This is a genomic window from Amycolatopsis camponoti, from assembly GCF_902497555.1.
Classification (GTDB): Bacteria; Actinomycetota; Actinomycetes; order Mycobacteriales; family Pseudonocardiaceae; genus Amycolatopsis; species Amycolatopsis camponoti.
Genome location: NZ_CABVGP010000002.1, coordinates 222,882 through 247,780 on the forward strand (window position 1 = coordinate 222,882; position 24,899 = coordinate 247,780).

The window sequence follows — 24,899 nt, forward strand, 5'->3', positions numbered from 1 at the left end:
AGTGCAGGTCAAGGGGCTGTCAAGAATTTGTCCAGCGCTTGGTAACCGAAGTGTCAACCGGCGCGGTTCACGATCACGTCATGTCGTGGACGGATGCGTGGCGGTGGCTGTGGGGCTGTTCGCCGCCTGTGCTCGCGGAGCCGGTGGCCGATCCGGTGCACCACACGATCTTCGTAGTGGAGATCGAAGGTTTCGCCTCGGCGGGGCGAACCACCTTGCACCGGTTGACACTGCGGGCGGGGCTCTACGAAATCGTGCAGCGGGCGTTCGCCGCTTGCGGCGTGGAATGGGCCGCCTGTTATCACACCGACCTCGGCAATGGTGTGCTACTACTGGTGCCCGCCGAGTACCCGAAGGCGGTGTTCAGCGAGTTGGTGCCGGGGGCACTTTTGGCGTTTCTGGCCGAACACAATCGTGCGCACCAACTACCAGAACGAATCCGGCTTCTGGCAGCGTTGCACGCGGGCGAAGTCAGCTATGACGCGCACGGGCGGACGGGAACCGCGATAGTCCATGCTTTTCGGCTGTTGCAGGCCGAAGTGGTGCAGGATGCACTGGCGGACTCAGGTGGAGATCTCGCTGTGATCGCCTCCGGCTGGTTCTACGAGGAGATCATCCAGCACAGCCCCGCCAGCCGACCGGATCGGTATGAGGCCGTCCTAGTGCGGGTCAAGGAGACCGCAACGCGCGGGTTCGTTCGATTGCTGGGCCAGGAGGCCGGCACGTCGAGAAGCAGGTGAAGCCAGACGGGCGGCCCGCCCGGTGAGTCAGGGGCGCCTTGACGGCGCCCCTTGCGTTTGCTGTCTGTCAACCGCTGTTATAGAGTCTTGATCACCTGCACGAAAGCTGACCAAGCGGGCGGTGAGGATGAGATGGTGGGCGAGTGGCTCTCACTGTCCTTGCTGTCGCGGATTGCGACGTTCTTGCACGTCATCCGGACCTCAACGCAGCTGCCGCCGGCGTTGGAGTAGCTGCTCTTGAACCACTTGTCGGGGTCGCGTGTTTTCGTCGCGGGCGCTGTCGTCATTCGATGTCCTTAGATGATCAGTTCTTTAGTTTTTGGGCGCGAAGGCATGACTCCTCCTTATCGTCCGGCAAGTGTCGGGGTTGTCTTGGGTCAGTCGGGTGACTGCCGAAGAACAGGTGCTGGCTGTACGCTTGGGTGAGCACTTCCCGACGCGTCCTCACCCTCGCGTCTTGTTAATATGTCGTCAGGAATCCTCCGGGGTCAGTGCTGACAAAAATGCTGCCCAGGATTCGGGTTTGAATGTGAGGACCGGTGCATTCGTCCGACGGTCTTTGCTATCCCTCACCAGGGTCGCGCCAGAGGTGTTACGGGTCTCGACGCAGCTGCCGCTAGCGCTTGAGTGACTGCTCTTCTGCCAGCCGCCGAGTGCAGTAACTAGTTCTTTCTTCGTCAATCCAAATCCTTGGTACGAGCAAGAATAACCTGCAAAGATTCTTCCTTGCCCAATGCTTTCCGATATGCGTCTTCGTAAGCGGTAGTTATGTTGTTCACTTGAATTGGGTCGTCGATGATCCCCCATGTCGTCACGGTTTCTTGCCAGGCCAATGTAGGCAGTTGTGGGTTGTCGAAGTCGATGAGGTGGACTGTGGCGGCACCGAAGAGGCCGCACGATGTCGCGGTGAACGGTATGACCCGCAAGTCGAGTGCATCGGGGTGTCGCTCGATCAAAGTTGCGAGATGGATCAGCTGTTCCTTCAGTACGCGCCTACCGCCGATCTGCTGCCGGAGCGCGGCCTCGCTGAGGACGACCGTCAATGAGAACGGATCGTCGGGATCGATGAGGCGGTGCTGCCGTCGAAGTCGGGCTTCGACTCGCTGGTCGACTTCTATCTGGCGCACGGTGACGTCGGGCATCATGATGGCTTTGATGTAATCGGCGGTTTGCAGTAGTCCGGGAATGAGCAGGCTCTCGTAGCCGCGCATGCTCCGTGCGCCTTGCTCCAGGCCGAACAGTCGCTGTATATCGGCGTCGAAGAGCGCAGAATAGCGGGTCCACCAACCCCGTTCTTTGGCTGTGGCGCGGAGAGCGAGTAGCTCGTCCTTCTCTTCGTCGTCGAATTCGAATAACTCTATTATTCGCGAAAGGGTTTCCGGGGAAAGTATTTTCCGTTCGTTCTCGACCGCGGACCAGTAATTGCGGGAGAATCCGAGGGTCTCGGTGATAGTTCTGACTTCGATGCCGAGCTGTTCCCGTCGCCGTTTCAAACGAAGGGCGAGCTCCCAGGATGCGACGACGGGGGACGAGGTGGGCACGGTGTCGCGTCGCTAACGATCGGCTCGGACGGAAGGCCTGCGGTGTTCGGCGAGGCTCATGACATCCATGGCTCACGATCTCTCAAGGGCGGGCAGACGCGGCTGCGGTGGGCTGTCACCGGTTACGGTAACCAAACGATGTGACCTGTGTGGTACAGGTAACACCACTTGGTTCCGTAGTCTGGCACAGACGCCAGCTCGCTACCGCGAGCCGAGCGAAGTTCGCTCAATAGAGGTCGAAGATGTCCGATCCGGAGACGGCGAGGCCGGTCGCGTGGCGGCCTGATCCTCGAGCGCGCGGATCGACCTGGCTGCACTCCGACCCGTTGCCCGAGATGGTCGGTGTAGTGACGTACCACGGGACGGAGGCCGACGGCGTCGACTGGCGTGGCAGTCTTGCGCTCACCACTGCCCACTGCACCATCGTGGTTGTCGACGTCGAAAGCTTCGGCCGACGAAGCCGAACGAACCCCAACAGAGTGCGCATCCGCCGCGGGATGTACCGCGCAATCGAACGTGCCTTTGCCGCGGCCGGTATTCCCTGGGACATCTGCAGGCACGAAGACCTCGGCGACGGTGTGCTCGTCCTCGTGCCCGCTCGGGTGTCCAAGACGCTCTTCGCCGACCTGCTCCTCGGCGAGCTCGCCGACGAACTCCAGGCCCACAACGGCGTTCACCCGCCGCTCGAGCGGATTCGGCTCAGGCTGGCGCTCCACGCCGGGGAAGTTTCCTACGACGCCTACGGTGCCACCGGTTCGTCGATCCTTCACGCCCAGCGGTTGCTCGATGCGCCCGAGCTGAGGCGTGCCCTGGCGGACACCAAAGCGGTGCTCGCCGTGATCGCGTCGGCTTGGGTCTTCGACGAAGTGATCAGGCACAGCGAGCGGGGCTTCGTCGATGCGTACCGATGTGTTCGTACCGAGGACGGCGCTGCGTGGATCCGGCTTCTCCCGGCGTCCGCGACCGCGCGACGGCGCGAGCTTGCCCGGCGGCGTCGGCTCGGCTGAGTTGGTAACCCCTGCCGTACTGGCGAAACTTTCCGAAAGTCATTGTCCCACCAGTCAGCCCGATCACATGCTTTCCCCATCGCCAGGCCTCAATGAGGAGGAAGCATGCTCACCAAGATCAGGGTGTTCGCCGGTGGGACCGTTCTTGCGCTCATCGCCGCGCTCGTTCCCGGGGTGGCCCGAGCCGATACCGTCATCACCACCAGCCAGACCGGGAACAACGGTGGCTACTACTACTCCTTCTGGACCGACGGCGGCGGCTCCGTCCAGATGACGCTCGGCTCCGGCGGGAACTACCGGATGAACTGGAGCAACGTCGGGAACTTCGTCGGTGGCAAGGGGTGGAGCAACGGGAGCCGGCGGACCGTCAACTACTCCGGCAGCTTCAACCCCTCCGGCAACGGCTACCTCGCCCTCTACGGCTGGACCTCGAACCCGCTCGTCGAGTACTACATCGTCGACAACTGGGGCACCTACCGGCCCACCGGCACCTACAAGGGCACCGTCACCAGCGATGGCGGCACCTACGACATCTACCAGACCACCCGCTACAACGCGCCGTCCGTCGAAGGGACCAAGACCTTCAACCAGTACTGGTCCGTGCGGCAGCAGAAGAAGACCGGTGGGACCATCACCACCGGGAACCACTTCGACGCCTGGGCGCGCTACGGCATGCGCATGGGCAGCTTCAACTACTACATGATCCTCGCCACCGAGGGCTACCAGAGCAGCGGCAACTCGAACATCTCGGTGGGCTGACCGATGCGCACGTTGATCCTCGCGGCCGCCCTCGTGATCACCGGCGCGGTCGGTGCCACCCCCGCGCACGCCGCCGCCTGCAACGGCTATGTCGGCCTCACCTTCGATGACGGACCCTCGAACGCGCACACCCCCGGGTTGCTCAACGCCCTGCGGCAGAACGGTTTGCGCGCCACCATGTTCAACGAAGGTCAGTACGCCGCCGCCTATCCCGCTCAGGTGCGGGCCGAGGTGAGCGCCGGGATGTGGGTCGGGAACCACAGTTACACCCACCCGCACCTCACGCAGCAGAGCCAGTCCCAAATGGACTCCGAGGTTTCCCGGACGCAGCAGGCGATCTCGGCCGCCGGTGGTGGTACTCCGAAGCTGTTCCGGCCGCCGTACGGGGAAACGAACGGAACGTTGCAGGCGGTCGAAGCGAAGTACGGCCTGCGGCAGATCATCTGGGACGTCGACTCGCAGGACTGGAACAACGCGAGCGTCGACGCGATCGTGCAGGCCAACGCCCGTCTCGGCAACGGCCAGGTCATCCTCATGCACGAATGGCCCGCCAACACCCTCTCCGCCATCCCGCGGATCGCGCAGGGCCTGGCGAGCCGCGGGCTGTGCGCGGGCATGATCTCGCCTCAGACGGGCCGGGCGGTGGCCCCGGGCTGAGGCCGCCGGGTGGCGCGGCGGCCCCGAACCCGCCGCGCCGCCATTCCCCCGGCGGGCGCGGCCGGGGATGCGGCAGACTGCCGATCATGGGGATCTCGGTGATGGTGGTGGACGACCAGCAGGCCGTGCGCGAGGGCCTGGTCGCGCTGATGGGCCTGCTCGACGACGTCGATGTCGTCGGCTCGGCGGCCGACGGTGCCCAGGCGCTCGAGCTGGCCGGGCGGCTCGACCACCTCGACGTCGTGCTGATGGACCTCACCATGCCCGTCATGGACGGCGTCGAAGCCACCGGACGCCTCGCGCGCGAGCACCCGGACGTCGCCGTCCTGGTCCTCACGACCTACTCGGACGACGAGTCGATCGCCGGGGCGCTCGCCGCCGGGGCCAAGGGCTACCTGACGAAGGACGCCGGGCGGCACGAGATCGGCGCCGCGCTGCGGGCCGTCGTCGCCGGGGCGCTCACCTTCGGGGCGGACGTCTCGCGCCAGGTCGCCGGCGCCCTTTCCGGGGCGAAACCGCGTCCGGAAAGCCTGCCGGACGGGCTCACCGCCCGGGAAGCCGAGGTGCTCGGCCTGATCGCCGCCGGCCTGACCAACGGGAAGATCGCCGCCGAGCTGTTCATCGGCGAGGCGACCGTCAAGACGCACATCAACAACGCCTTCGCGAAGATCGGCGTGCGCACCCGCGTCGAAGCGCTGCGCTACGCCGAGCGACACGGCCTGCGGCCGAAGCGGTGATCACCGCCCGACCTTCTTCACGACGACGGCGATCACCCCGAGCACGATCAGCAGCAGCAGGATCCCGCCGCCGATGATCGCGAACCGCAGCAGCATGAACTGGACGACTTGACCCATGTCCGTTTCCCTTCCCGTGTTCCGACGAGGGGAACGCTAGGGCGGCACCCGGGTGGAGCAGGACCTCCGCGGGGTGGAGATCCGGGTGGAGACTCACCGGAAGTCCACTGTAGACAGACTAGCTGTCGGTTAACTCGCCGTAAGGAACCTCCTTAACCCGGACATTTCACCACTCCGGCGGCCGTCGGTCGGCTCCCGTTCGGGCTGCGTTCATCCCGCTCGCCCGCCGCCGTAATTTGCGGTGCCTAAGTTTCCTGCTCGAGCCGCAGAGTGAAAGCAAGGAACCCATGGACGCACCCCTGGCCGTCAGAGCGCGCGGGATCACCAAGTGCTTCGGTGACGTCGTCGCGCTCGACGGCATCGACTTCGACGTGGCCCCGGGCCGGATCCACGGCCTGGTCGGCCCGAACGGCGCCGGCAAGACCACCCTGCTCGGCCTGCTGCTGAGCCTGGCCGTCGCCGACGAGGGCACGCTGGAAGTCCTCGGCGGGCCGGTCGGCAAGACCCTCGGCGACGTCGCCGGGTTCGTCGACGGCCCCGGTCTCTACCCGTCGCTCACCGCCCGGCAGAACCTCGCCGCGCTGGCCGCCCTCCGCGGCCTCGACCGGCGGACCCCGAAGATCGACGACGTCCTCGGCGAGGTCGGGCTCACCGACGTCGCCGACGACCGCGTCCGCGGCTTCTCCCTCGGCATGCGGCAGCGGCTCGGGCTGGCCGCGGCGCTGCTCACCGAGCCCCGCCTGCTGGTGCTCGACGAGCCGGCCAACGGCCTCGACCCGGCCGGCAAGAAGCACGTGCACGGCGTTCTCGGCCGGCTCGCCGCCGAGGGCACCACCGTCGTGCTCTCCAGCCACCGGATGGACGACCTCGAGGCGCTGTGCTCCGACGTCACCATCCTGGCCACCGGCCGCGTCGTCTTCACCGGTCCGCTCGGCAAGCTCTCCGCCGAGAACGGCGAACTCGGCTACCGGCTGCGGACGTCCGACCCGCGGGCGGCGCGTCCCCTGGTCGCCGGCGCGCCGGGGATCCGCCTCGCCGACTCCGACGACGACGTGTTCGTGGTCCGCGCGCTGGTGGCCGCGCTCGACGAACTGGTGCTGCGGCTGGCGAAGGAGGGCATCGCGGTGCGCGAGCTCGCGCCCGTCGTGTCCCCGCTGGAAGCCGCGTTCCTCGCTCTCACCGAAGCTCTCCCCGAGCAGCCGGAGGCCGGTCGATGACCGTCATCACCGAGACCGCCCGTCCCGTCCCCGTGTCCCGCGGGTACCGCTTCGAACTCGTCAAGCTGTTCGCCGCCTGGCGCGTCCGCCTGCTGGTGCTGGCCTGCTGGATCGCGCCCGCGTTGTTCGTCGCCGTGGTGAGCGAGCAGAGTTCGCTGCCCGTCGACACGCTCTTCGGCCGCTGGATGAACGCCACCGGCTGGGCCGGGCCGCTGGTGATGCTCGGGTTCGCGGGCACCTACGCGCTCCCGCTGCTGACATCGGTCGTCGCCGGGGACGTCTTCGCCTCCGAGGACCGGCTCGGCACCTGGCGCCACCTGCTCGTCGCGGTCCGCTCCACCCGGCGGATCTTCGCGGCGAAAGCGCTGGCCGGCCTCAGCGTGCTCGTCGTCCTCGTGGCCGGGATGGCCGTTTCCAGTGCGGTGGGCGGGGTCCTGGCCGCCGGGAACCGGCCGCTCGTCGGCCTCGACGGCCACCTGCTGACGTCCGGCGACGCCGCGGTGCGGGTCCTGCTCGCGTGGGTCTGCGTCTTCGCCCCGACGCTGGCGCTCGGGGCGATCGGGCTGCTCGGCTCGGTCGTGTGGGGCCGCTCGCCGATGGGCCTGCTGCTGCCCGCCGTCGTCGCGCTCGTGCTGGCGCTGGCCCAGCTGCTGCCGCTGCCCGTCGCCGTCCGCCTCGCCCTGCCCAGCTACGCCTTCATCGCGTGGAACGGCCTGTTCACCGACCCGGCCCAGCTCGGGCCGCTGCTGATCGCGGTCGGCGTCAGCCTGGCCTGGGCCGTCGTCGCGAGCGCGCTGGCGTACCTGCTGTTCGTGCGCCGCGACTTCACCAACCCGGCTCACGACGGTTCGGGCCGCCGCGCGCTCACCATCGGTGTCCTGCCGCTGGTCGCGCTGCTCGCCGCCACGGCCGGGATCGTCGCCGTCGCGACGCCGGCCACCGGCTCCGGGATCGAGCTCGACAAGGTCCAGCGCTCGGTCGCCACCGCGTTCGCCCACCTCTACCGGCTGCAGGCCGGCCAGCTCAACCGGCCCGACGTCACCGAGGAGCAGCTGGCCGCCACGGCCGCGTGCACCAAGGGCGACGGCCTGGTCGAGCCCGACGGTCCCGGCAACGACTGGCGGTGCGTCGTCTCCTGGCACCTGCCGGGGATCGACGCGACGGGACAGGCGATCTACCAGCTGGACATCACCTCGGACGGGCGGTACGTCGCCGACGGCGACGGACCGAAGGAAGTGAACGGCTACTTCCAGGTGCGGACCCCCGCGGGGGACCAACCCAACCCGCTTTGGCAGTTCGACGGGAACGTCGAGCTGCTCACCACCACGAAGGGATAACCCCGATGCAGGTAACACGCCGCAGACGGCGTGCCGGGAACCGCCGGAGCAGCAGCCATCGGCTGCGCTACGCGACGGCCGGCTCCGCCACGCTCGTGCTCGTAGCCACCGGCACCGGCGTCGGTGTCGCGTCGACGGCCCAGTTCGGGAAGGACCAGGTCGGCCAGGTCACCGAGAACGGCCAGGTCGTCTCCGCCGACCAGTACGTCAAGCCGATCGGCGACCGGCTGGTCGTGAACAACGGCAAGATCATGGCGTCGTCGGTCAGCCCGGACGGCGCCCACCTCGCCGCGCTGACCACCGACGGCGGCATCGCGCTCACCATCGTCGACCTGAAGAGCTGGAAGGTGCAGCAGCTCGTCGGCAACTCCGCGACGGCGAACCTGCGCATCGCCGGCAACGACGTCGGCCAGGAAGGGCCGACGTACTCGCCGGACGGCAAGGCGCTGTGGCTGGCGCAGACCGACGGCTACACGAAGTTCACCGTGAACCCGGACGGGACCGTCGCCACCCCGGTGCCGGTCAAGATCCCGGCGGACGGCGCGAAGCACGCCCTGGTCGCGCAGGCCGTGTTCTCGCCGGACGGGTCCACTGTGTACTCGGCCGTCAACGGCCAGAACCGGGTTGTCGCGCTCGACGCGGCGACCGGCGCGATCAAGCAGAGCTGGGCCGTCGGCAACGCGCCGCGTGACCTGGTGCGCGTCGGCACCAAGCTGTACGTCAGCAACGAAGGCGGTCACCCGGCGAAGCCCGGCGAGCCGACGCTGAACTCGTACAACACGCAGGTGCCGGCCAGCCAGTTCACCGGCGCCACGACCAGCGGCACGGTCAGCGTCATCGACCTGGCGAACGCGGCCGCCGCGCCGAAGAGCGTCGACGTCGGCCTCCACCCGACGGCGGTTTACTTCAAGAACGGCGCGCTGTTCGTCACCAACACCGCGAGCAACACCGTCTCCGTCATCGACACCGGTCGCGACAAGGTCGTCCAGACCATCGCGACGCAGCCGTGGCCGCAGGCCTCGGTCGGGTACGAGCCGGACGGCGTCACGCTCACCGACGACGGTCACCTGCTGGTGACGCTCGGTCGCGCCAACGCCGTCGCCGTCTACCGCTACCAGCGGGCGCAGGAGCCGGTGAGCTACGTCGGCCTGCTGCCGACGGACTACTTCCCGACCGCGATCACCACGGTCGGCAAGGACGTCGTCGTCTCCAACACCCGCGGCATCGACGCGCGCCGTCCCACCACGGCCGCCGGGCACGGCACGCACGACACGACGTCGAGCGTGCAGAAGTTCCGGCTGCCGGACGACCGCGCGATCCGCGGCTACACCGGCCAGGTCTTCAGGCAGAACGGCTGGACGAACGACTCGGTCCAGGTGGCGCAGGACAACGGCCACCGCAGGGCCGTCCCGGTCCCGGCGCGGCTGGGCGACCCGTCGACGATCAAGCACGTCTTCCTGCTGGTCAAGGAGAACCGGACCTACGACCAGGTCTTCGGCGACGACGCGCGCGGCAACGGCGACCCGTCCGTGACGCAGTTCGGCGAGAACGTCACGCCGAACCAGCACGCGCTGGCGAAGCAGTTCGGCTTGTACGACAACACCTACGACATCGGCACGAACTCCGCCGAGGGCCACAACTGGCTGATGCAGGCCGACAACCCGGAGTACACCGAGTCGTCGGCGGGGGAGTACCTGCGCAGCTACGACACCGAGGACGACGCCCTCGGCCACCAGAGCTCCGGGTTCCTCTGGACCGGCGCGCAGGCGGCCGGGAAGTCGGTGCGGGACTTCGGCGAGTTCCAGCAGTTCCTGACCAAGCCCGCCGGGGCGAGCTGGCAGAACCTGTACTGCGACGCCAAGAACATGGCGGCCACGGGTGAGCCGACGGCCTACCCGCTGGTGTCGTCGTCGCCGATCCCGTCGCTGAACAACGTGTCGGTGCCGGGCTTCCCGAAGTTCGACACGTCGGTGCCGGACACCTACCGGTACCAGATCTGGAAGAACGACTTCGAGAAGAACGGGCCGGCCAACCTGAACATGTTCTGGCTGTCCAGCGACCACACCGGCGGCCCGCCCAACGCGGCCGCCCAGGTCGCCGACAACGACCTCGCCGTCGGCCGGATCGTCGACGAGATCTCGCACAGCCAGTACTGGAAGGACTCGGCGATCTTCGTCGTCGAGGACGACTCGCAGGCCGGTCTCGACCACGTCGACGGCCACCGGGCGCCGGTGCAGATCATCAGCCCGTACGCCCAGCACGGCGTCGTCGACAGCCACTTCTATTCGCAGATCACGATGATCCGGACGATCGAGCAGATCCTCGGGGTCAAGCCGATGAACCAGAAGGACAGCGCGGCGACGCCGATGGCCGCGGCGTTCACGCCGAAGCCGGACTACACGCCGTTCACCGCGCTGCCCAACCGCACGTCACTGACGGACGGCCTGGCCACCCAGCCGTCCTGCGGCCCGGACACCCCGGCCGCGGCGAACCCGGCAGCGGCCCCGGTGCCGTCGTCGGCGGTGCCGGCGGACAAGAAGCAGCTGGCGGCGCAGTGGCAGGAGTGGACGACCCACCAGCGTCTGACCGGCCCGAACGCCGTCGCGGACTACGCGAACCCCGCGCAGATGAACCACTTCACGTGGTACCAGACGCACGGGTGGCAGCAGCCCTACCCGGGTGAGAACCAGGTGTTCGCACCGGATCAGGTGCCGGGCGCGTACATCCCGTCCGCGGAATCGGACGGCTGATCACCCGCCGGGAGGCCTCCGGTCCGGGGGCCTCCCGGTTTCCAATCTGCCGTCAGCCCAGGCGCTTGGTCTCGCCCTCGGCCCAGCCGGGGTCGCCGGTGGCCGCGAACCGCGTCCACGCCGCATTGACTTCGCGAGCCAGTCCCACCGGCGGGCTGTCCCCGACGAGTCCGGCCGACGCGGCCAAGGAATCGAACACGAATGGCAATTCCATCCCGTGGCACGCCCCGAGCCGCGGCGCCCGCCACTCGAACTCGTACCGGAACGTCCGGCCCCGGTGGTTCTCGACCAGCTCCTCGACGCCGTCGCGGAACACGAGGTCCGTCATGGCCTCGACGAACACCTCGCCCGCCTTGCGCCCGTCGCCCAGGCCGTAGCTCTTCAGCACGCCCGCCGCGTCCGGGTGCGATGCCGACAGCATCGCCACCGCCTGCTCGTCGGTCAGCACGTCGAGCAGGCCGGTCGGGCCGAAGTACAGCAGCATCTCCTCGCGGCAGGTACCCGCGATCAGGTCGACGCCGTCGCGGATCGCCGAACCCGGGTGCTCGGGCAGGACGTCGTCACCCACCAGCGGCAGGAACGGGCTGAGGCCGAAACTGCGGTCCAGTCCGTCCTCGCCGCGCAGGTCGGGGGCACCGCCGGGCTTCAGCACCGCGTCCTGCGCGTCGAGCAGCTGCTCGGTCGAAAGCGTCCGGAACGCCTCGGCGGTGGGCTCGACACCGAGGCCGTCGGCGATCTTCCGGACGAGCCGGTCCGCCTCGACCCGCCCGCGCACCATGTTCGCGTGTCCACTTTGGACGATCGCGCGCCGGAAGAGGCCGGTCGACAGCGGCGAACCGAGCAGGCACGCGACGCTGATCGCGCCCGCGGACTCGCCGAAGAGCGTCACGTTGGCCGGGTCGCCGCCGAACGCCGCGATGTTGTCCTTGACCCAGCGCAGCGCGGCGAGCTGGTCGCGCAGGCCGAGGTTGGTCGCGCCGCCGTCGAGCGGCAGGAAGCCGTCGATGCCGAGCCGGTACTGCACGGTCACCAGCACCGCACCGCCGCGGGTGAACGCCGTGCCGTCGTACACCGGGGCCGAGCCCGTGCCGCCGATGAACGCGCCGCCGTGGAGGAACACCAGCACCGGCCGGTTTCCGGCGCCGGGCGTCCAGACGTCGGCCGTCAGGTACTCCGGCCCCCGCCGCCAGCCGGTGCCGACCACGGCGGACAGGTCGAGGCCGGGGATCGTCCGTTGCCGTTGCGGCGCCGTGGGTCCGGGCTCGCGAGCGTCGCGCACGCCGTCCCAGGCGGGCGGCGGGACCGGCGCGGCGAACCGCAGCTCACCTTCGGGCGCGGCCGCGTAGGGGATGCCGCGGAACCGCACACCGGTGGCGATCGGCTCGCCGCGGACCTCGCCGGCGGTGGTGCGGACGATCATGCGGGCGTCCCTTCGGGAAAGACCTTGCCGGGGTTGAGGATGTGGTGCGGGTCGAGGGCGTTCTTGACCGCGCGGTGCATTTCCAGGACTTCGGGGCCCAGCTCGCGAGTGAGGCCGGGCTGCTTGAGCAGGCCGACGCCGTGCTCGCCGGTGACGGTGCCGCCGAGGTCGAGCGCGTCGGCGATGATGTCGTCGAACGCCGCCTGGGCGTTCTTCCGAGCCGTCTCGTCGCCGGCCGGCGTGACCAGCAGCGGGTGCAGGTTGCCGTCGCCGATGTGCGCGATGTTCGCGATGTGGACGTCGTGGCGCCGCCCCGCCGCGTCGATGCGGGCGAGCATCTCGGGCACGGCCTGCGTCGGGACGCAGACGTCCTCGGTGAGCAGCGGGCCGAGCCGTTCGAGGGCGGGGTAGGCGAGGCGGCGGGCGGCGAACAGCGCGTCGGCCTCGGCCTGGTCGGTCGACTGCGCGGCCCAGGTCGCGCCGGCCTGCTCGAAGCAGTCCAGGATCTCCGCGGCTTCGTGTTCGCCGAGCGCGCCGGGGGAGTCCGTGCGGGCGAGCAGGACGACGTTCGCGTCGGCGCTCAAGCCCATGTTCTTCCACTGGTCGACCGCGGCGAGGCAGTGCCGGTCGACCAGCTCCAGCGCCGAGGGCAGCACGCCCCGGGCCGCGACCGCCGCGGCGGCCTGCCCGGCGGCGACCGTCGTGTCGAAGTAGCCGGCGACCGTGCGTTCCGCGGCGCGGGCGGGCCGCAGGCGGACGGTGACCTCGGTGATCACGCCGAGCGTGCCCTCCGAGCCGACCAGCAGCCCGGTCAGGTCGTAGCCGGCGACGCCCTTGGCGGTGCGGCGCCCGAGCCGGACGAGCTCGCCGGTGCCGGTGACGACCTGCAGGCCCAGGACGTAGTCGCGGGTGACGCCGTACTTGACGCAGCAGACGCCGCCGGCGTTGGTGGCGACGTTCCCGCCGATGGTCGACCACGGCGAGCTGGCCGGGTCCGGCGGGTACCAGAGGCCGCGTTCCGCGCAGGCGGCGCGCAGGTCGTCGTTGACGACGCCGGGCTCGACGACGGCGTACCGCTCCCGCTCGTCGATCTCCTTGATCGCGGTGAGCCGGTCGGTGACGAGGACGACGCAGCCGCCGACCGCGTTCGCCCCGCCGGACAAGCCGGTACCGGCCCCGCGCGTGACGAGCGGGGTCCGGTGCTCCAGGCAGGCCCTGACCACGGCCTGGACCTCTTCGGCGGTGTGCGGCCGGACGACCACGGCGGGCAGCGCGTAGGGCGCCCACTCGGCCTCGTCGTGGGCGAAGCCCGCCAGCACGTCCGGGTCACGGACCAGCCGGTCCTTCGGCAGCCGGGCGGCCAGGTCGTCGATCAGCATCCGCGGGAACCTCCTCGTCACCTGTTCCCACGCTAGCCTTGCCGAAGACCTCGTTGAAAGCTTCGGTCGAGCTGGGGTGCGTGTAGATCGAGTTCCGCAGCTCGGTCGCGGTGATGTCGTGGCGGATGGCCAGCGCGACGGTGTTGACGACCTCCTGCGCGTCGATGCTGAGCAGCGCCGCGCCGAGGATCAGGTCGGTGTCGGCGTCCACGACGAACTTCATCATCCCGCGCGTCTCCTCGACCGTGTAGGCCCGCGGCATGGCGACGATGTCGGCGACCTTTTCGCTCGCCACCTTGATGTTCAGGCCCCGCGCGCGGGCTTCGCGCTCGGTCAGGCCGACGGTCGCCAGCGGCGGGGTGGTGAAAAGCGTGTGCGGCACGGCGACCCGGTCGGCCGTGGTGCGCTTGCCCTCGCCGAGCAGCTGGTCCAGCACGATCCGGGCGTCGTCGAGGGCCACGTAGGTGAACTGCGGGCCGCCGTTGACGTCGCCGACGGCGTAGATGTGCGGCCGGCTCGTGCGCAGGTGCTCGTCGACCTGGACGGCGCCGTCCGGGGTGGTCCGGACGCCGGCCGCGTCGAGCCGCAGGCCGTCGGTGACGGGACGGCGGCCCGTGGCCGGCAGGAGCGCGCTCGCTTCGACGCTGTGCGTCTGCCCGTCCTTTTCGTAGCTGACCTTCGCGACGGCGCCGCTGTCTTCGACCTCGGTGATCTTCGCGCCGGTGATGATCCGGACGCCGTCGCCTTCGAGGATTTCCCGGACGGTGCCGGCGATGTCCTCGTCTTCGCGGGGCAGCAGCCGTTCCGCTCCTTCGAGGACGGTGACGTGCGTGCCGAAGTGCTGGTAGATCGACGCGAACTCGAGCCCGAGGTAGCCGCCGCCGACGACGATCAGGCGCTCCGGCAGCGTCGCCGCCTGCGTGAGCTCGGTGCTGCTGACCAGGTGCTTGCTGGTGGCCAGGCCCGGGATCGGCGCGATGACCGGCGCGGAGCCGGTGCTGAGGATGATCGTCGGCGCGGTGACCGTGATGAGGTCGTCGCCTTCGCCGACGGCGACGGTGTGCTGGTCGACGAACCGGGCGGTGCCGGTGATGACGGTCGCGGTGTTCTTCCCGTCGAGCGACGCGAAGTTGCCCGCGCGGAAAGCGCTGGTCAGCGCGCGGACGCCGGCGATCGAGTGGGCGAAGAACTCCTGCGCGTCGTCTTCGACGCGGCGTCCGTTCGAGTAGTGGAAGAGCATCTTGGTCGGCACGCAGCCGACGTTCGGGCAGGTGCCGCCGTACATGTTCGCGGACCGCTCGACGAGGACGACGCGCCGGCCGGCGTCGCTGAGCGCGTGTGCGGCGGTCTTCCCGCCCTTGCCGAAGCCGATGACCAGGACGTCCGCGGTGAGCTTTTCCATGCGGTCGAGCGTGCCTCGGCGAAGATGAGACGACCAGGCTTGCCAGTATCAGTTTTCTGCCCGAAAGTATCACCGTGGACACTGTCAGCCGGTTGCTTCGCATGGCCGACCTCGTGGCTTCGCTCGAGAAGCACTGCCTGCTCGGGGCGGGCACGCGCATGGACGTCGCCCGGTCCCGGGCGCTGAGGGTGCCGTTCCACGTGCTGCTCGAGGGGGAGTGCCGGCTGCACGTCGGCCGTCAGGTGTTCGAGCTGCGCCCCGGCGACGTCGTGCTGATCCCGAGCGGCGCCGGGCACCGGGTGGTCACGGCCGGGGCGGGCCGGCCGCGGGGCACCGTCGAGACCGTCGGCGAGGCGTTCGCGACCCAGCACAGCGAGCGCGGCGGCGACCCGGTCATCGACTTGTTCTGCGGCCACTACGCGGTCAACGCGGGCGCGGGCGCGCTGCTGTTCCGGAGCCTGCCGGGCGCGATCCACGTGTCGTTCGGGCAGTCTTCCGAAACGGACGAAGTCCTGCGTGGGCTGAGTTTCCTGTTGCGGGGGGAAGCGCGCCGCGAGGGGGCCGGGACGGCGGCGATCCTGTCCGCGCTGAGCACGGTGCTGCTGGCGATGGTGCTGCGGACGGCCCGCGGCGCGGCGACGGCGGACGTGCTGTGGACGGCGGTGACCGACGAAGGGATCGCGGAGGCCGTTTCCAGCGTCCTGGACGACCCCGGGGCGGACTGGACGATCGAGCGGCTCAGCCGTCAGGTGGCGATGTCCCGCGCGACGTTCCTGCGACGGTTCGCCCGCGAGACGGGAACGACGGCGGGGGAGTTCGTCACCCGCGCCCGGATGATGGCGGCGGCCCACTTGCTCTCCACTTCCGACGCGACGGTCGCCGTGGTGGCGGGCCGCGTCGGCTACCAGTCGGAGTCGGCGTTTTCCCGCGCGTTCCGGGCCGAACTGGGGACGACGCCCGCCCGATTCCGCCGTGACCAGCGGATTTGATCCACTGTGCATCGTTTGCGCATCGGTTGTAAGGTAGAGGGAGCGGTTCAGCCTGCAGCCGTCGTGCCTCGATCCCCGCAGCCCCCACCCGGGCTGCCGTGGGCCCGGACCGGCTTCCGGCCTCACGGTGTTTTCGCCAAGGAGGCCTTCGCGATGCTCATCCCCGCCCCGCGCACCCGCCGATCCGCGACGTTCGAAGTGACCACGACATCCGAAGCGACGGTGGTGACCGCGACCGGCGACCTCGATCTGGCGGTCACCGGCCGTCTCGCCACGGTATTGCAGGAGGAAATCCGGCTGGCCCCGCAGGCGTTGGTGTTCGACGCATCAGCGGTGACGTTCTGCAGCGCGCGTGTGCTGACGATCCTGCTGGACGCGGCGACGTCCGCGGTGCCGTTCGCGGTCGCCGGCCGGTGCCGTCCACTGCTGCGGCCGATCACTGTTCTCGGGTTGGATTCCTTGCTGCCGGTGCATTGGAGTGCGGAGGAGGCTTTGGCTTGGTTGAAGCTGGTGCCGCTGTTGTCTTAGGTTTCTCGGTCTGATTGATCACCTGTTCGTGTGATGAACATGCGTTCGGGCGGCGGTAATCTTGGTTTGTGGACAGCGAAGCGGTGTGGCGTGCGGATGCGGTGGCTTTGGCCGACCGCATCTCCGCTCTGCTCACCGTTGTGCGGTCCGCGGAGGCGGAGATCGGTTCGCTGCTCGCGGAAATCGAGTCGCGCGGAGTTATGGAGCTGTTCGGATATCGTTCTGTGGCGCGGCTTTTCGAGCATCTGGCCGATGTGCCCAAGGCTGCGGCTGAGGCTGTGGTGAAGCGTGCCCGGGCGCTCACACCGGGCTGCGCGCTTGACGGCACTCCGGTGCCTGCTGTCGCTCCTGGCACCGGGGTTGCTGCTTTGGCTGGCCGGTTGAGCACTCCGATGATCGACACGATCGTCGGCGTGATGACGCAAGTCCCGCCCGAGCACCGCGCCGACGCTGAGCAGCATCTGCTGTCCTTCGCCTCCGATGCCGGGCACAAGCAGGTCGCGGCGTTGGGTGCACGGATCCTGGCCCACCTCGACCCCGACGGCGCCGAACCTGACACCACCGAACCGGCCACCCCGAGCCGCGAACTCTCGTTGCGCCGCAAAAGAACCGGGACCTGGGAGCTTCAGGGCCGTTTCGACGACGAGACCGGCACCCGAGCCAGCGCCCTGCTGGACTCCCTGGCCCACCGCCGCACGACCGACGAAGGCCCAGACTTACGCTCCCCACTGGAACGCTACGGCGACGCGTTCTCCGACGCGATCGACTTGGCGTTGAGCTGTCCGGAGCTGCCGATGCAGGCCGGGGAGCGAGCCCACGTGATGGTCGCGGTGTCGCTGGAGGACCTGAAGTCCGGCCTTGGCCAAGGGATCCTCGGCGACGGAAGCCGACCCCAGGCGCGCACCGGTCGAGCCACCCTCGGCGATCTTGGCACGATCTCCGCGGCCGAGGCCCGGATCCACGCCTGTGACTGCATGCTCATCCCCGCCGTCCTGGGCGCCAAGAGCGAACCTCTCGACCTCGGACGCCAGCGCCGCCTGGTCCCGCCGGGAATCCGCCGCGCGCTCTACCTGCGCGACCGCGGCTGTGCTTTCCCGGGTTGCCACCGCCCACCCCGGCACTGCCAGGGCCACCACATCCGCCACTGGGCTGACGGCGGCCCGACCGAGCTGGGCAACCTGGTCCTGATGTGCGCCCACCATCACCGGCTCCTGCATCGTTCCGGTTGGCAGGTCCGCATCGCCGCCGACGGGTTGCCCGAGTTCCTGCCACCGGTGTTCCTGGACAGGCGTCGAAAACCCAGGCGCAACAACCTTCATCAACCTTTGCCGTTCGCGGCCTGAACAGGACATGGGAAAGGCCCGCAGCCACCGGCTGCGGGCCTACACCCACGCCCCGAACAATCCCCTGCCGCTATTGGCGGCAGTCGTTCTGCTTGTCACCGGTAGTGGCATCTTCGTCCGCAACTACCACGCAACATCCCGTGAAGTCGCAGGGCGATCCGCCGAAGCAGCGATCGCCGCCCGGCCTGTTCAACGGCATCCACGGTCGACCACGACTGTGGCGTTCGTCCGGCCGCAACCGTGGGCGTCGGCAATCCGCAGGTACTCCGCCAGCGTTGGTGACAGCCGATTCGCGGTTCAGCGGGCGTCCACACTCGACACCGGCGGCGGGCTCGCGGCCGTTGACACCAGGCCTACCCGCATCCCAGAGGCTACCGGCGCTACCGAACCTCGAACCCGGCACTGCTAACCGGGCGAGGCACTCCGCCGACCTGGCACCAGCCGATTCGGTATCCGCCCCCGCCACGACCGGCCGAGCAAGCGTGAGCCGATGAACAAAGCCCCCGAGCTAACCCTCCGAACACCCCACCCGAGCCCAAACCAGCTTCCCGTCGTCATGACGGCTGACACCCCAGTCCAAGCAAAGCTGATCCACCAGCAACAACCCCCGCCCACCCCTGCTGTCCGGCGCTCGCAGCTTCGGCTCGCCTCCGCCGACGTCCGCTACCGCCACCGTCACCTCGCAAGGGTCGTGCGCGTGGTGGATCCGCAGCTGGCGGGGCCCTCCGCCGTGGACGTAAGCGTTCTCCAGCAGCTCGCAGACGATGATCAGCGTGTCGATCAGATCCGTCTCGCGGATCGTGCCCAGCTTGGCCTCGGCCCAGCGGCGGGCCGCCGTCAGGCCGGGCCGGTCGGTGCCCGCCACGTCCAGCACCTGCCAGCCTGGCTGGTCGGCTCCGTTCCAGCTCACGCGCACCGTTCGACCTCCTGCCGCCGCGCTTTCCCCCGATTGCGGCACCCATCTCAAGGGGACTACCCGGAACTGCCGCTTTTACCCGCCGCGTTAGGGGGGCTTAGGGGTCGTTGCCCACCTCGCGCGCTGGCTAGCTTGGCCGGAGGAGCCTCCGATACCGAAGGGCGGTGGACGACATGGTCGCCCACGTGGACAACGCCGGGGAGAACTGGTTCCGCCGGTTCGCCGCGTCACCCGAGGCGAAAGCGCGGCTCGTCTGCCTTCCGCACGCCGGGGGGTCGGCACCCTTCTACTTCCCCGTCGCCAAGGCGCTCGCGCCGGACGTCGAAGTGCTCGCCGTCCAGTACCCGGGGCGGCAGGACCGGCGGCACGAACCCTTCCTGACCAGCATCGATGCCATGGCCGACCGGGTCGCCGACCTCCTGCTGAGGCACACCGACCGGCCGCTCGCCCTCTTCGGGCACAGCATGGGCGCCATGGTCGCCTATGAGACCGCCCGGCGGCTCGAGCGGGCCGGTCACGAAATCGCCGCCCTGTTCGTCTCCGGGCGGCGTGCTCCCTCGCGAGTCCGCGATGAAAGCGTGCACACCCGGACCGACGACGGCATCGTCGCCGAGCTGCGGCGGCTCAGTGGCACCGAGGCGGACCTGCTCGGCGACGACGACGTCGTCCGCATGATCCTGCCGGTCGTGCGCAACGACTACCGGGCCGTCGAGACCTACCGGTACACCGCTGGCGACCTCCTGAGAGCGCCGATCGTGGCCTTCACCGGCTCCGACGACCCGATGGCCACCGTCGACGAGGTCGCCTCCTGGGCCGACCACACCGCCGGCGGCTTCGAGCTGGTCGAGCTGGCCGGCGGGCACTTCTTCCTCACCCGGCACCAAGGCGTGATCCTCCGGCGCCTCGCCGACGAGCTGGGAGGCGTCCGTGTCTGAGGCAGCGTTGTCCGAAGCGCCGGCCGCGTTCGCCAGCCGGCTCGGCGAACTGCGGGAGATCAAGGAGGCCGCGCGCCGCGGGCCCGACGACGCCGCGACGCAGCGCCAGCACGACCGCGGCAAGCTGACCGCGCACGAACGCATCGAACTGCTCCTCGACCCGGGCTCGTTCACCGAGCTCGAAGCCCTGCGCCGGCACCGCGCGACCGGGTTCGGGCTCGAACAGCGCCGTCCGCACTCCGACGGCGTCGTCTGCGGCTGGGGCACCGTCGACGGCCGGACGGTCTTCGTCTACGCCCACGACTTCCGGATCTTCGGCGGCGCGCTCGGCGAAGCGCACGCGCAGAAGATCCACAAGGTGATGGACCTCGCCGAGGCCGCGGGCGCGCCGCTCGTGTCACTCAACGACGGCGCCGGCGCCCGGATCCAGGAGGGCGTCACGGCGCTGGCCGGCTACGGCGGCATCTTCCGGCGCAACACCCGGTGCTCCGGGGTCATCCCGCAGATCTCCGTGATGCTCGGCCCGTGCGCGGGCGGCGCGGCGTACTCGCCCGCGCTGACCGACTTCGTGTTCATGGTCCGCGAGACCTCGCAGATGTTCATCACCGGGCCCGACGTCGTGCAGGCGGTGACCGGCGAGGAGATCACGCAGAACGGCCTCGGCGGCGCCGACGTGCACGCCGAGACCTCCGGCGTCGCCGCGTTCGCCTACGACGACGAGGCGACCTGCCTGGCCGACGTCCGCTACCTGCTTTCCCTGCTGCCGGCCAACAACAACGAGGCACCGCCGCACGTGCCCGCCGACGACTCGCCGAGCCGCCGCACCGACCGGCTGCTCGACGTCGTGCCCACCGACCCGGCGCGCGCCTACGACATCTGCGACGTCATCGCGGAGATCGTCGACGACGGCGAGTTCCTGCAGGTGCACGCGGGCTGGGCGACCAACGTCGTGTGCGCGCTCGCCCGCCTGGACGGGCACGTCGTCGGGATCGTCGCGAACCAGCCCGCCGTCCTCGCCGGGGTGCTCGACATCGAGGCGAGCGAGAAGGCCGCCCGGTTCGTGCAGACCTGCGACGCCTTCAACATCCCGCTCGTGACGCTGGTGGACGTCCCCGGCTTCCTGCCCGGCGTCGACCAGGAACACGGTGGCATCATCCGCCACGGCGCGAAGCTGCTCTACGCCTACTGCAACGCCACCGTGCCGCGGGTGCAGGTGATCCTGCGCAAGGCCTACGGCGGCGCGTACATCGTGATGGACTCGCGGTCGATCGGCACCGACGTCTCGCTGGCGTGGCCGACGAACGAGATCGCCGTGATGGGGGCCGAGGGCGCCGCGAACGTGATCTTCCGCCGCGAGATCAAGGCGGCCGACGACCCGGAAGCCGTGCGGGCGCTGAAGATCAAGGAGTACCGCACCGAGTTGATGCACCCGTACTACGCGGCCGAACGCGGTCTCGTGGACGACGTGATCGAGCCGGGCGAGACGCGCGAGCTGCTGATCCGCTCGCTCGCGATGCTCCGCACCAAGCACGCCGACCTCCCGGCGCGCAAGCACGGGAACCCGCCGGTCTGATGGGCGAACCGGTGGTGCGGGTCCTGCGCGGCGCACCCGACGAGACCGAGCTGGCGGCGCTTCTCACGGTCCTGGCCGCGGTCGGCGCCGCGAAGCCCGCCGCGCCGGAACCGCCCAAGCCTGCGCGCCCCCGCCGCCGCCCCCGGTTCCAGGGGGCGACCAGCTGGCGCACCCGCCGCTGAGTGCAAGTGGTCGTGAGTGAGAAACAGGGTTAGAACACTGTTTCTCACTCACGACCTCAGGTCCGGACCGTCGTGCTGTCCAGGTAGGTGAGCACCGCGCGGATGCGGCGGTTCTGGTCGCGGCTGGCTTCGAGGCCGAGCTTCGCGAAGATGTTGCTGATGTGGTTCTCCACCGCGCCCTGGGTGACGACCAGGTTCTTCGCGATGGCCGCGTTCGACAGCCCCTGCGCCATCTCGCCGAGGACCTCCGTCTCGCGGGCGGTCAGGCCTTCGAGGGGGCTGCGGTTGCGCGACAGCATCTGCGCGACGACGTCGGGGTCGATCGCGGAACCGCCGCCGGCCACCCGGCGGACCGCTTCGAGGAAGTCGGCCACGTCGGCGACGCGCTCCTTCAGCAGGTAGCCGACGCCGGAGGTGCCTTCGGCGATCAGCTCGACCGCGTAGCTGCCCTCCACGTACTGCGAGACCACCAGCACCGGCAGGCCGGGAACCTCCTTGCGGGCCGCGATCGCGGCCCGGATGCCCTCGTCGGTGAACGTCGGGGGCATCCGGACGTCGGCGATGACGAGGTCCGGCTGGTGCTCCCGCACGGCGACCAGCAGGTCGTCGCCGTTGGACACCGCGGCCGCGGTCTCGATGCCGACGTCCGCGAGCAGGCTCTGCACGCCCGCCCGCAGCAGGACGGAGTCTTCGGCGATGACGACACGCATTTCGCTCTCCCGGGAGTTCACCAGCGGACGGGCAGGTCGGCGCGCACCACCGTGGGGCCGCCCACCGGGCTGACCACGGTGAGCACGCCGTCGATGGTCGCGGCCCGGTCGGCGAGCCCGGCCAGGCCGCCACCGGGGCGGACGGAGGCGCCGCCGTGACCGTTGTCGAGGATCTCGACGACCACGGTCTCGTCGTCGCGGGTCACGCGCACCGACGCGCGGTCGGCGCCGGCGTGCTTGGTGATGTTGGTCAGCGTCTCGCTGACGATGAAGTACGTCGTGGTCTCCACCGGCGCCGGCGGGCGCGGGTCGACGCTCACCTCGACGACGACCGGGATCGGCATCCGCGCGGTGAGCGACGACAGCGCCGCGTCGAGGCCGCGGTCCTGCAGCACCGGCGGGTAGATCCCGCGGGCGAGGTCGCGCAGCTCGGACACCGCGAGCTTGGCGTCCGCGTGCGCCGCGCCGATCAGCTCGCGGACGGCGACCGGGTCGTCCAGATCGAGTTTCAGCTGCGCCCGGCCCAGGCTCATCGCGACGGCCACCAGCCGCTGCTGCGCGCCGTCGTGCAGGTCGCGTTCGATGCGCCGGCGCTCGGCCTCGACGGCGTCGACGCCCCGGGCGCGCGAGTCGCTCAGCTGCCGGGTGCGGGCCTCCAGCTGCTGCGTCCGGTCCGGTCCCAGCATCGACGCTGTCAGCGCGGCGTGCATCGCCCCGATCCGCGGCGCGACGAAGATCCCGAACGGCGGCACGGCGACCGAGACGATCCCGGCCACGAACTCGACGATGCCCAGCGGGAAGGCGAGCAGCACGTAGTTCACCTCGCGCCAGGTCGTCTGGTCGACCAGACGGACCTGCCACGTCTGCAGCAGCCCGGGCCCGTGTTCGCGCCGGCGCGGCGGCGGGACGTCGACGCCGAGCATGGTGTGGACCCAGCGGCGCTCGAAGGCGGCGAAGTTCTGCACCATCGAGGTGGCGGTGATCAGGATCGGGATGCCGACCCACAGCATGGTGGTGGCGATGCCCAGCAGCATGGTGACCAGCACGACGACGAAGGCCGCGATCCGCATCGGCAGGCTCCCGATGAGGAACCCGATGGTGCGCACGACCTTTGGCCGTCCGGTCACCGGCATCGTGCGATCCGTTCCAGCTCCGGCACGAGGTCGTCCAGGGTCGGCGTGGCCAGCATCTCGTCGCGGACCTCGAGCGCGCAGTCCCGGAAGGACGGTTCCTCGAGCAGCCGGAGGAGTCCACTTCGGACGGACTGCGGCGTGACGTCCTCGAGGTCGAGCACCAGGCCGTTGCCTCGCTTCTCCTGGGCGACGGCGGAGACCCGCTCGCTCCAGGTGGTGCCGGGGATGACCAGCTGGGGGACGCCGTTGACGACCGCGTTGCCGATCGTCGCGCCGCCGCCCTGGTGGATGATGGCCGAGCAGCTCGCGAGGAGCTCGTTCATCGGCACGAAGTCCACCGCGCGCACGTTGTCCGGGATCTTCTTCACCGAGGCGAGCTGGGCGGCGTTCAGCGTCGCGATCACCTCGACGTCGAGGTCCGCGAGACCGTCGAGCAGGTCGGCCACCGACGTCTCCTCGACGCCGAGCACCTGCCGGTTCGAGATGCCCAGGGTCAGCATCACGCGCCGGCGTTCGGGCTTTTCGAGCACCCACGAGGGGATCGCCATCGGCTTGTTCTGCGGGATGAACCGCGCCGGCACGTAGTCGACGTCGACGCCGTCGTAGCGCAGGTAGGACGGGTGGCAGTCGAGGGTCTTGACGCCGTGGCGCAGGGCCTCGTCGTACGACGCGCCGAACCGGCCCACGGCGGCGGACATCCACTCGACGAAGGGGTCCGGCGTGGTGTCTTCGGGATGGGCCGCGCGCAGGTCCCGGTACTGCGCCGCGATCCGCGCGGTCTGGTCCGCCGCGTACATCATCCGCAGGTGCGGGACACCGAGGGCGTGCGCGACGATCGGGGCGGCGTAGATCATCGGGTCCCACACGACCAGGTCCGGTTTCCAGCCCTTCGCGAACCGCACCAGCTCGTCGAGCAGTGAGTCCGGGGTGGTCCAGCGGAAGACCTCGACCCAGTGCTCGTAGACCGTGCGGACGTACTCCTCGGTGTAGCGCTCCGGCCGGCTTTCGGAGATGCGGAAGCCGCCCTGCATGGCGTTGTCGCCGTCCATCTGCAGCTGCCGGTGGCGGGCGATGTCGAGCTCCTCGCCGAACCACATCGCGTCGAGGCCGGTTTCGGCGAACGACGCCACCTCGCGCGGGTTGCACTGGCCGACGAAGCGCACCTCGTGCCCGGCCGCGGCGAGCGCCCAGCCCACCGGGGCCATGCTGTAGACGTGCGTCCTCGTCGGGAACACCATCATCATGACGCGCATCGACGCACTCTCCGAACTCGGGGGCGAAACACCGCTACAAGGGAAAAGGTAGTGCCGGCACACCGCCAGGCCGACCCGGCAACGCGGCGGTAGGGGTCGCGAACCCCTGTTCCGGCGCGGATTCCTTCCCCGGCGCTGCGCCGTGCGCTAAGCAGGTCGAGCAGAGTTTGGACCGGCTTTAGACGCCCCTTAGGGGCTGGCTCCGGCGGGCTCGCGGCGACTAGACAGGAACGTGGGTCCGGCCGCGTGTGCCGGGTGCGAGGGAAACGAAGAG

The 24,899-nt window shown here is 69.6% G+C and carries 24 protein-coding genes; 14 read left to right on the forward strand and 10 right to left on the reverse strand.

The genetic code is table 11. The features are described from left to right. The first annotated feature begins 80 nt into the window (after window positions 1–80). The gene (locus tag AA23TX_RS21845; RefSeq protein ID WP_155544733.1) at window positions 81–740 is read left to right on the forward strand and encodes a hypothetical protein; all 660 of its coding nucleotides are present in this window, start codon (window positions 81–83) and stop codon (window positions 738–740) included. A gap of 77 nt (window positions 741–817) precedes the next feature. Here the strand turns inward: AA23TX_RS21845 and AA23TX_RS50780 are convergent, their stop codons facing one another. The 3 genes from AA23TX_RS50780 to AA23TX_RS21860 all read right to left on the reverse strand — a co-directional run bounded on the left by AA23TX_RS50780 (window position 818) and on the right by AA23TX_RS21860 (window position 2,281). Next, on the reverse strand, window positions 818–1,027 hold the full coding sequence (locus AA23TX_RS50780; protein ID WP_155544734.1) for a DUF397 domain-containing protein: 210 nt from the start codon (window positions 1,025–1,027) through the stop codon (window positions 818–820). A 184-nt stretch (window positions 1,028–1,211) separates the two neighbouring features. Next, window positions 1,212–1,421, reverse strand: a complete 210-nt coding sequence (locus AA23TX_RS21855; protein ID WP_155544735.1) for a DUF397 domain-containing protein — start codon at window positions 1,419–1,421, stop codon at window positions 1,212–1,214. Further along, window positions 1,418–2,281, reverse strand: a complete 864-nt coding sequence (locus tag AA23TX_RS21860) for a Scr1 family TA system antitoxin-like transcriptional regulator (protein WP_155544736.1) — start codon at window positions 2,279–2,281, stop codon at window positions 1,418–1,420. Before AA23TX_RS21860 ends, AA23TX_RS21855 begins: the two co-directional genes overlap by 4 nt. A 242-nt stretch (window positions 2,282–2,523) precedes the next feature. Between AA23TX_RS21860 and AA23TX_RS21865 the strand changes: the two genes are divergently transcribed. The 7 genes from AA23TX_RS21865 to AA23TX_RS21895 all read left to right on the forward strand — a co-directional run bounded on the left by AA23TX_RS21865 (window position 2,524) and on the right by AA23TX_RS21895 (window position 10,862). Continuing rightward, window positions 2,524–3,288, forward strand: coding sequence for a hypothetical protein (locus AA23TX_RS21865; RefSeq protein ID WP_155544737.1), 765 nt, complete (start codon window positions 2,524–2,526; stop codon window positions 3,286–3,288). A gap of 105 nt (window positions 3,289–3,393) precedes the next feature. Then, window positions 3,394–4,047 carry an endo-1,4-beta-xylanase XynA gene (gene xynA, locus AA23TX_RS21870; protein WP_155544738.1) on the forward strand — a complete coding sequence of 218 codons (654 nt, stop codon included), beginning with the start codon at window positions 3,394–3,396 and terminating at the stop codon, window positions 4,045–4,047. Window positions 4,048–4,050: 3 nt separating this feature from the next. Further along, on the forward strand, window positions 4,051–4,704 hold the full coding sequence (locus AA23TX_RS21875) for a polysaccharide deacetylase family protein (protein ID WP_155544739.1): 654 nt from the start codon (window positions 4,051–4,053) through the stop codon (window positions 4,702–4,704). An 86-nt stretch (window positions 4,705–4,790) separates the two neighbouring features. Then, window positions 4,791–5,441 (forward strand): response regulator, encoded by a 651-nt coding sequence (locus AA23TX_RS21880; RefSeq protein WP_155544740.1) that lies wholly within the window; start codon window positions 4,791–4,793, stop codon window positions 5,439–5,441. A 404-nt stretch (window positions 5,442–5,845) separates the two neighbouring features. Further along, window positions 5,846–6,775, forward strand: a complete 930-nt coding sequence (locus AA23TX_RS21885) for an ABC transporter ATP-binding protein (RefSeq protein ID WP_155544741.1) — start codon at window positions 5,846–5,848, stop codon at window positions 6,773–6,775. After that, entirely contained in the window at window positions 6,772–8,112 is a 1,341-nt protein-coding gene (locus tag AA23TX_RS21890) for an ABC transporter permease (protein ID WP_155544742.1), read from the forward strand. Before AA23TX_RS21885 ends, AA23TX_RS21890 begins: the two co-directional genes overlap by 4 nt. 5 nt (window positions 8,113–8,117) lie before the next feature. Next, the gene (locus AA23TX_RS21895) at window positions 8,118–10,862 is read left to right on the forward strand and encodes a bifunctional YncE/alkaline phosphatase family protein (RefSeq protein WP_155544743.1); all 2,745 of its coding nucleotides are present in this window, start codon (window positions 8,118–8,120) and stop codon (window positions 10,860–10,862) included. A gap of 52 nt (window positions 10,863–10,914) precedes the next feature. On the opposite strand, the gene AA23TX_RS21900 is transcribed toward AA23TX_RS21895, so the two are convergent. The 3 genes from AA23TX_RS21900 to AA23TX_RS21910 are packed head-to-tail and all read right to left on the reverse strand — an operon-like array spanning window position 10,915 to window position 15,063. After that, entirely contained in the window at window positions 10,915–12,282 is a 1,368-nt protein-coding gene (locus tag AA23TX_RS21900; protein ID WP_155544744.1) for a carboxylesterase/lipase family protein, read from the reverse strand. Then, window positions 12,279–13,661, reverse strand: coding sequence for an FAD-binding oxidoreductase (locus tag AA23TX_RS21905; protein ID WP_155547218.1), 1,383 nt, complete (start codon window positions 13,659–13,661; stop codon window positions 12,279–12,281). The genes AA23TX_RS21900 and AA23TX_RS21905 overlap by 4 nt, the downstream gene beginning before the upstream one ends. Further along, window positions 13,609–15,063 carry a dihydrolipoyl dehydrogenase family protein gene (locus AA23TX_RS21910; RefSeq protein ID WP_155544745.1) on the reverse strand — a complete coding sequence of 485 codons (1,455 nt, stop codon included), beginning with the start codon at window positions 15,061–15,063 and terminating at the stop codon, window positions 13,609–13,611. The genes AA23TX_RS21905 and AA23TX_RS21910 overlap by 53 nt, the downstream gene beginning before the upstream one ends. A 74-nt stretch (window positions 15,064–15,137) precedes the next feature. Between AA23TX_RS21910 and AA23TX_RS21915 the strand changes: the two genes are divergently transcribed. From AA23TX_RS21915 to AA23TX_RS21925, 3 genes are all read left to right on the forward strand, one after another. Then, window positions 15,138–16,052: an AraC family transcriptional regulator gene (locus AA23TX_RS21915; protein WP_155544746.1), complete on the forward strand. Its 915-nt coding sequence runs from the start codon at window positions 15,138–15,140 to the stop codon at window positions 16,050–16,052. Between the two features lie 153 nt (window positions 16,053–16,205). Beyond that, the gene (locus AA23TX_RS21920; RefSeq protein ID WP_155544747.1) at window positions 16,206–16,580 is read left to right on the forward strand and encodes an STAS domain-containing protein; all 375 of its coding nucleotides are present in this window, start codon (window positions 16,206–16,208) and stop codon (window positions 16,578–16,580) included. A gap of 68 nt (window positions 16,581–16,648) precedes the next feature. Next, complete coding sequence (locus AA23TX_RS21925; protein WP_155544748.1) at window positions 16,649–17,923, forward strand: HNH endonuclease signature motif containing protein; 1,275 nt, start codon at window positions 16,649–16,651, stop codon at window positions 17,921–17,923. Window positions 17,924–18,431: 508 nt separating this feature from the next. On the opposite strand, the gene AA23TX_RS21930 is transcribed toward AA23TX_RS21925, so the two are convergent. After that, window positions 18,432–18,833 (reverse strand): ATP-binding protein, encoded by a 402-nt coding sequence (locus AA23TX_RS21930; protein ID WP_230862655.1) that lies wholly within the window; start codon window positions 18,831–18,833, stop codon window positions 18,432–18,434. Between the two features lie 179 nt (window positions 18,834–19,012). Between AA23TX_RS21930 and AA23TX_RS21935 the strand changes: the two genes are divergently transcribed. Genes AA23TX_RS21935 through AA23TX_RS21945 form a run of 3 tightly spaced genes read left to right on the forward strand, consistent with a single transcriptional unit; the run spans window position 19,013 to window position 21,529 of the window. Further along, window positions 19,013–19,774 carry a thioesterase II family protein gene (locus AA23TX_RS21935; RefSeq protein ID WP_155547219.1) on the forward strand — a complete coding sequence of 254 codons (762 nt, stop codon included), beginning with the start codon at window positions 19,013–19,015 and terminating at the stop codon, window positions 19,772–19,774. A gap of 49 nt (window positions 19,775–19,823) precedes the next feature. Beyond that, the gene (locus tag AA23TX_RS21940) at window positions 19,824–21,347 is read left to right on the forward strand and encodes an acyl-CoA carboxylase subunit beta (protein ID WP_230862930.1); all 1,524 of its coding nucleotides are present in this window, start codon (window positions 19,824–19,826) and stop codon (window positions 21,345–21,347) included. Continuing rightward, window positions 21,347–21,529, forward strand: coding sequence for an acyl-CoA carboxylase epsilon subunit (locus AA23TX_RS21945; protein WP_155544750.1), 183 nt, complete (start codon window positions 21,347–21,349; stop codon window positions 21,527–21,529). Before AA23TX_RS21940 ends, AA23TX_RS21945 begins: the two co-directional genes overlap by 1 nt. A gap of 56 nt (window positions 21,530–21,585) precedes the next feature. Here AA23TX_RS21945 and AA23TX_RS21950 read toward each other — a convergent pair whose 3' ends face one another. Genes AA23TX_RS21950 through AA23TX_RS21960 form a run of 3 tightly spaced genes read right to left on the reverse strand, consistent with a single transcriptional unit; the run spans window position 21,586 to window position 24,625 of the window. Continuing rightward, entirely contained in the window at window positions 21,586–22,239 is a 654-nt protein-coding gene (locus AA23TX_RS21950) for a response regulator transcription factor (protein ID WP_155544751.1), read from the reverse strand. Between the two features lie 17 nt (window positions 22,240–22,256). Next, window positions 22,257–23,372 (reverse strand): sensor histidine kinase, encoded by a 1,116-nt coding sequence (locus AA23TX_RS21955; protein WP_155544752.1) that lies wholly within the window; start codon window positions 23,370–23,372, stop codon window positions 22,257–22,259. Then, window positions 23,363–24,625, reverse strand: coding sequence for a nucleotide disphospho-sugar-binding domain-containing protein (locus AA23TX_RS21960; RefSeq protein ID WP_155544753.1), 1,263 nt, complete (start codon window positions 24,623–24,625; stop codon window positions 23,363–23,365). Before AA23TX_RS21960 ends, AA23TX_RS21955 begins: the two co-directional genes overlap by 10 nt. Between the last annotated feature and the right edge of the window lie 274 nt (window positions 24,626–24,899).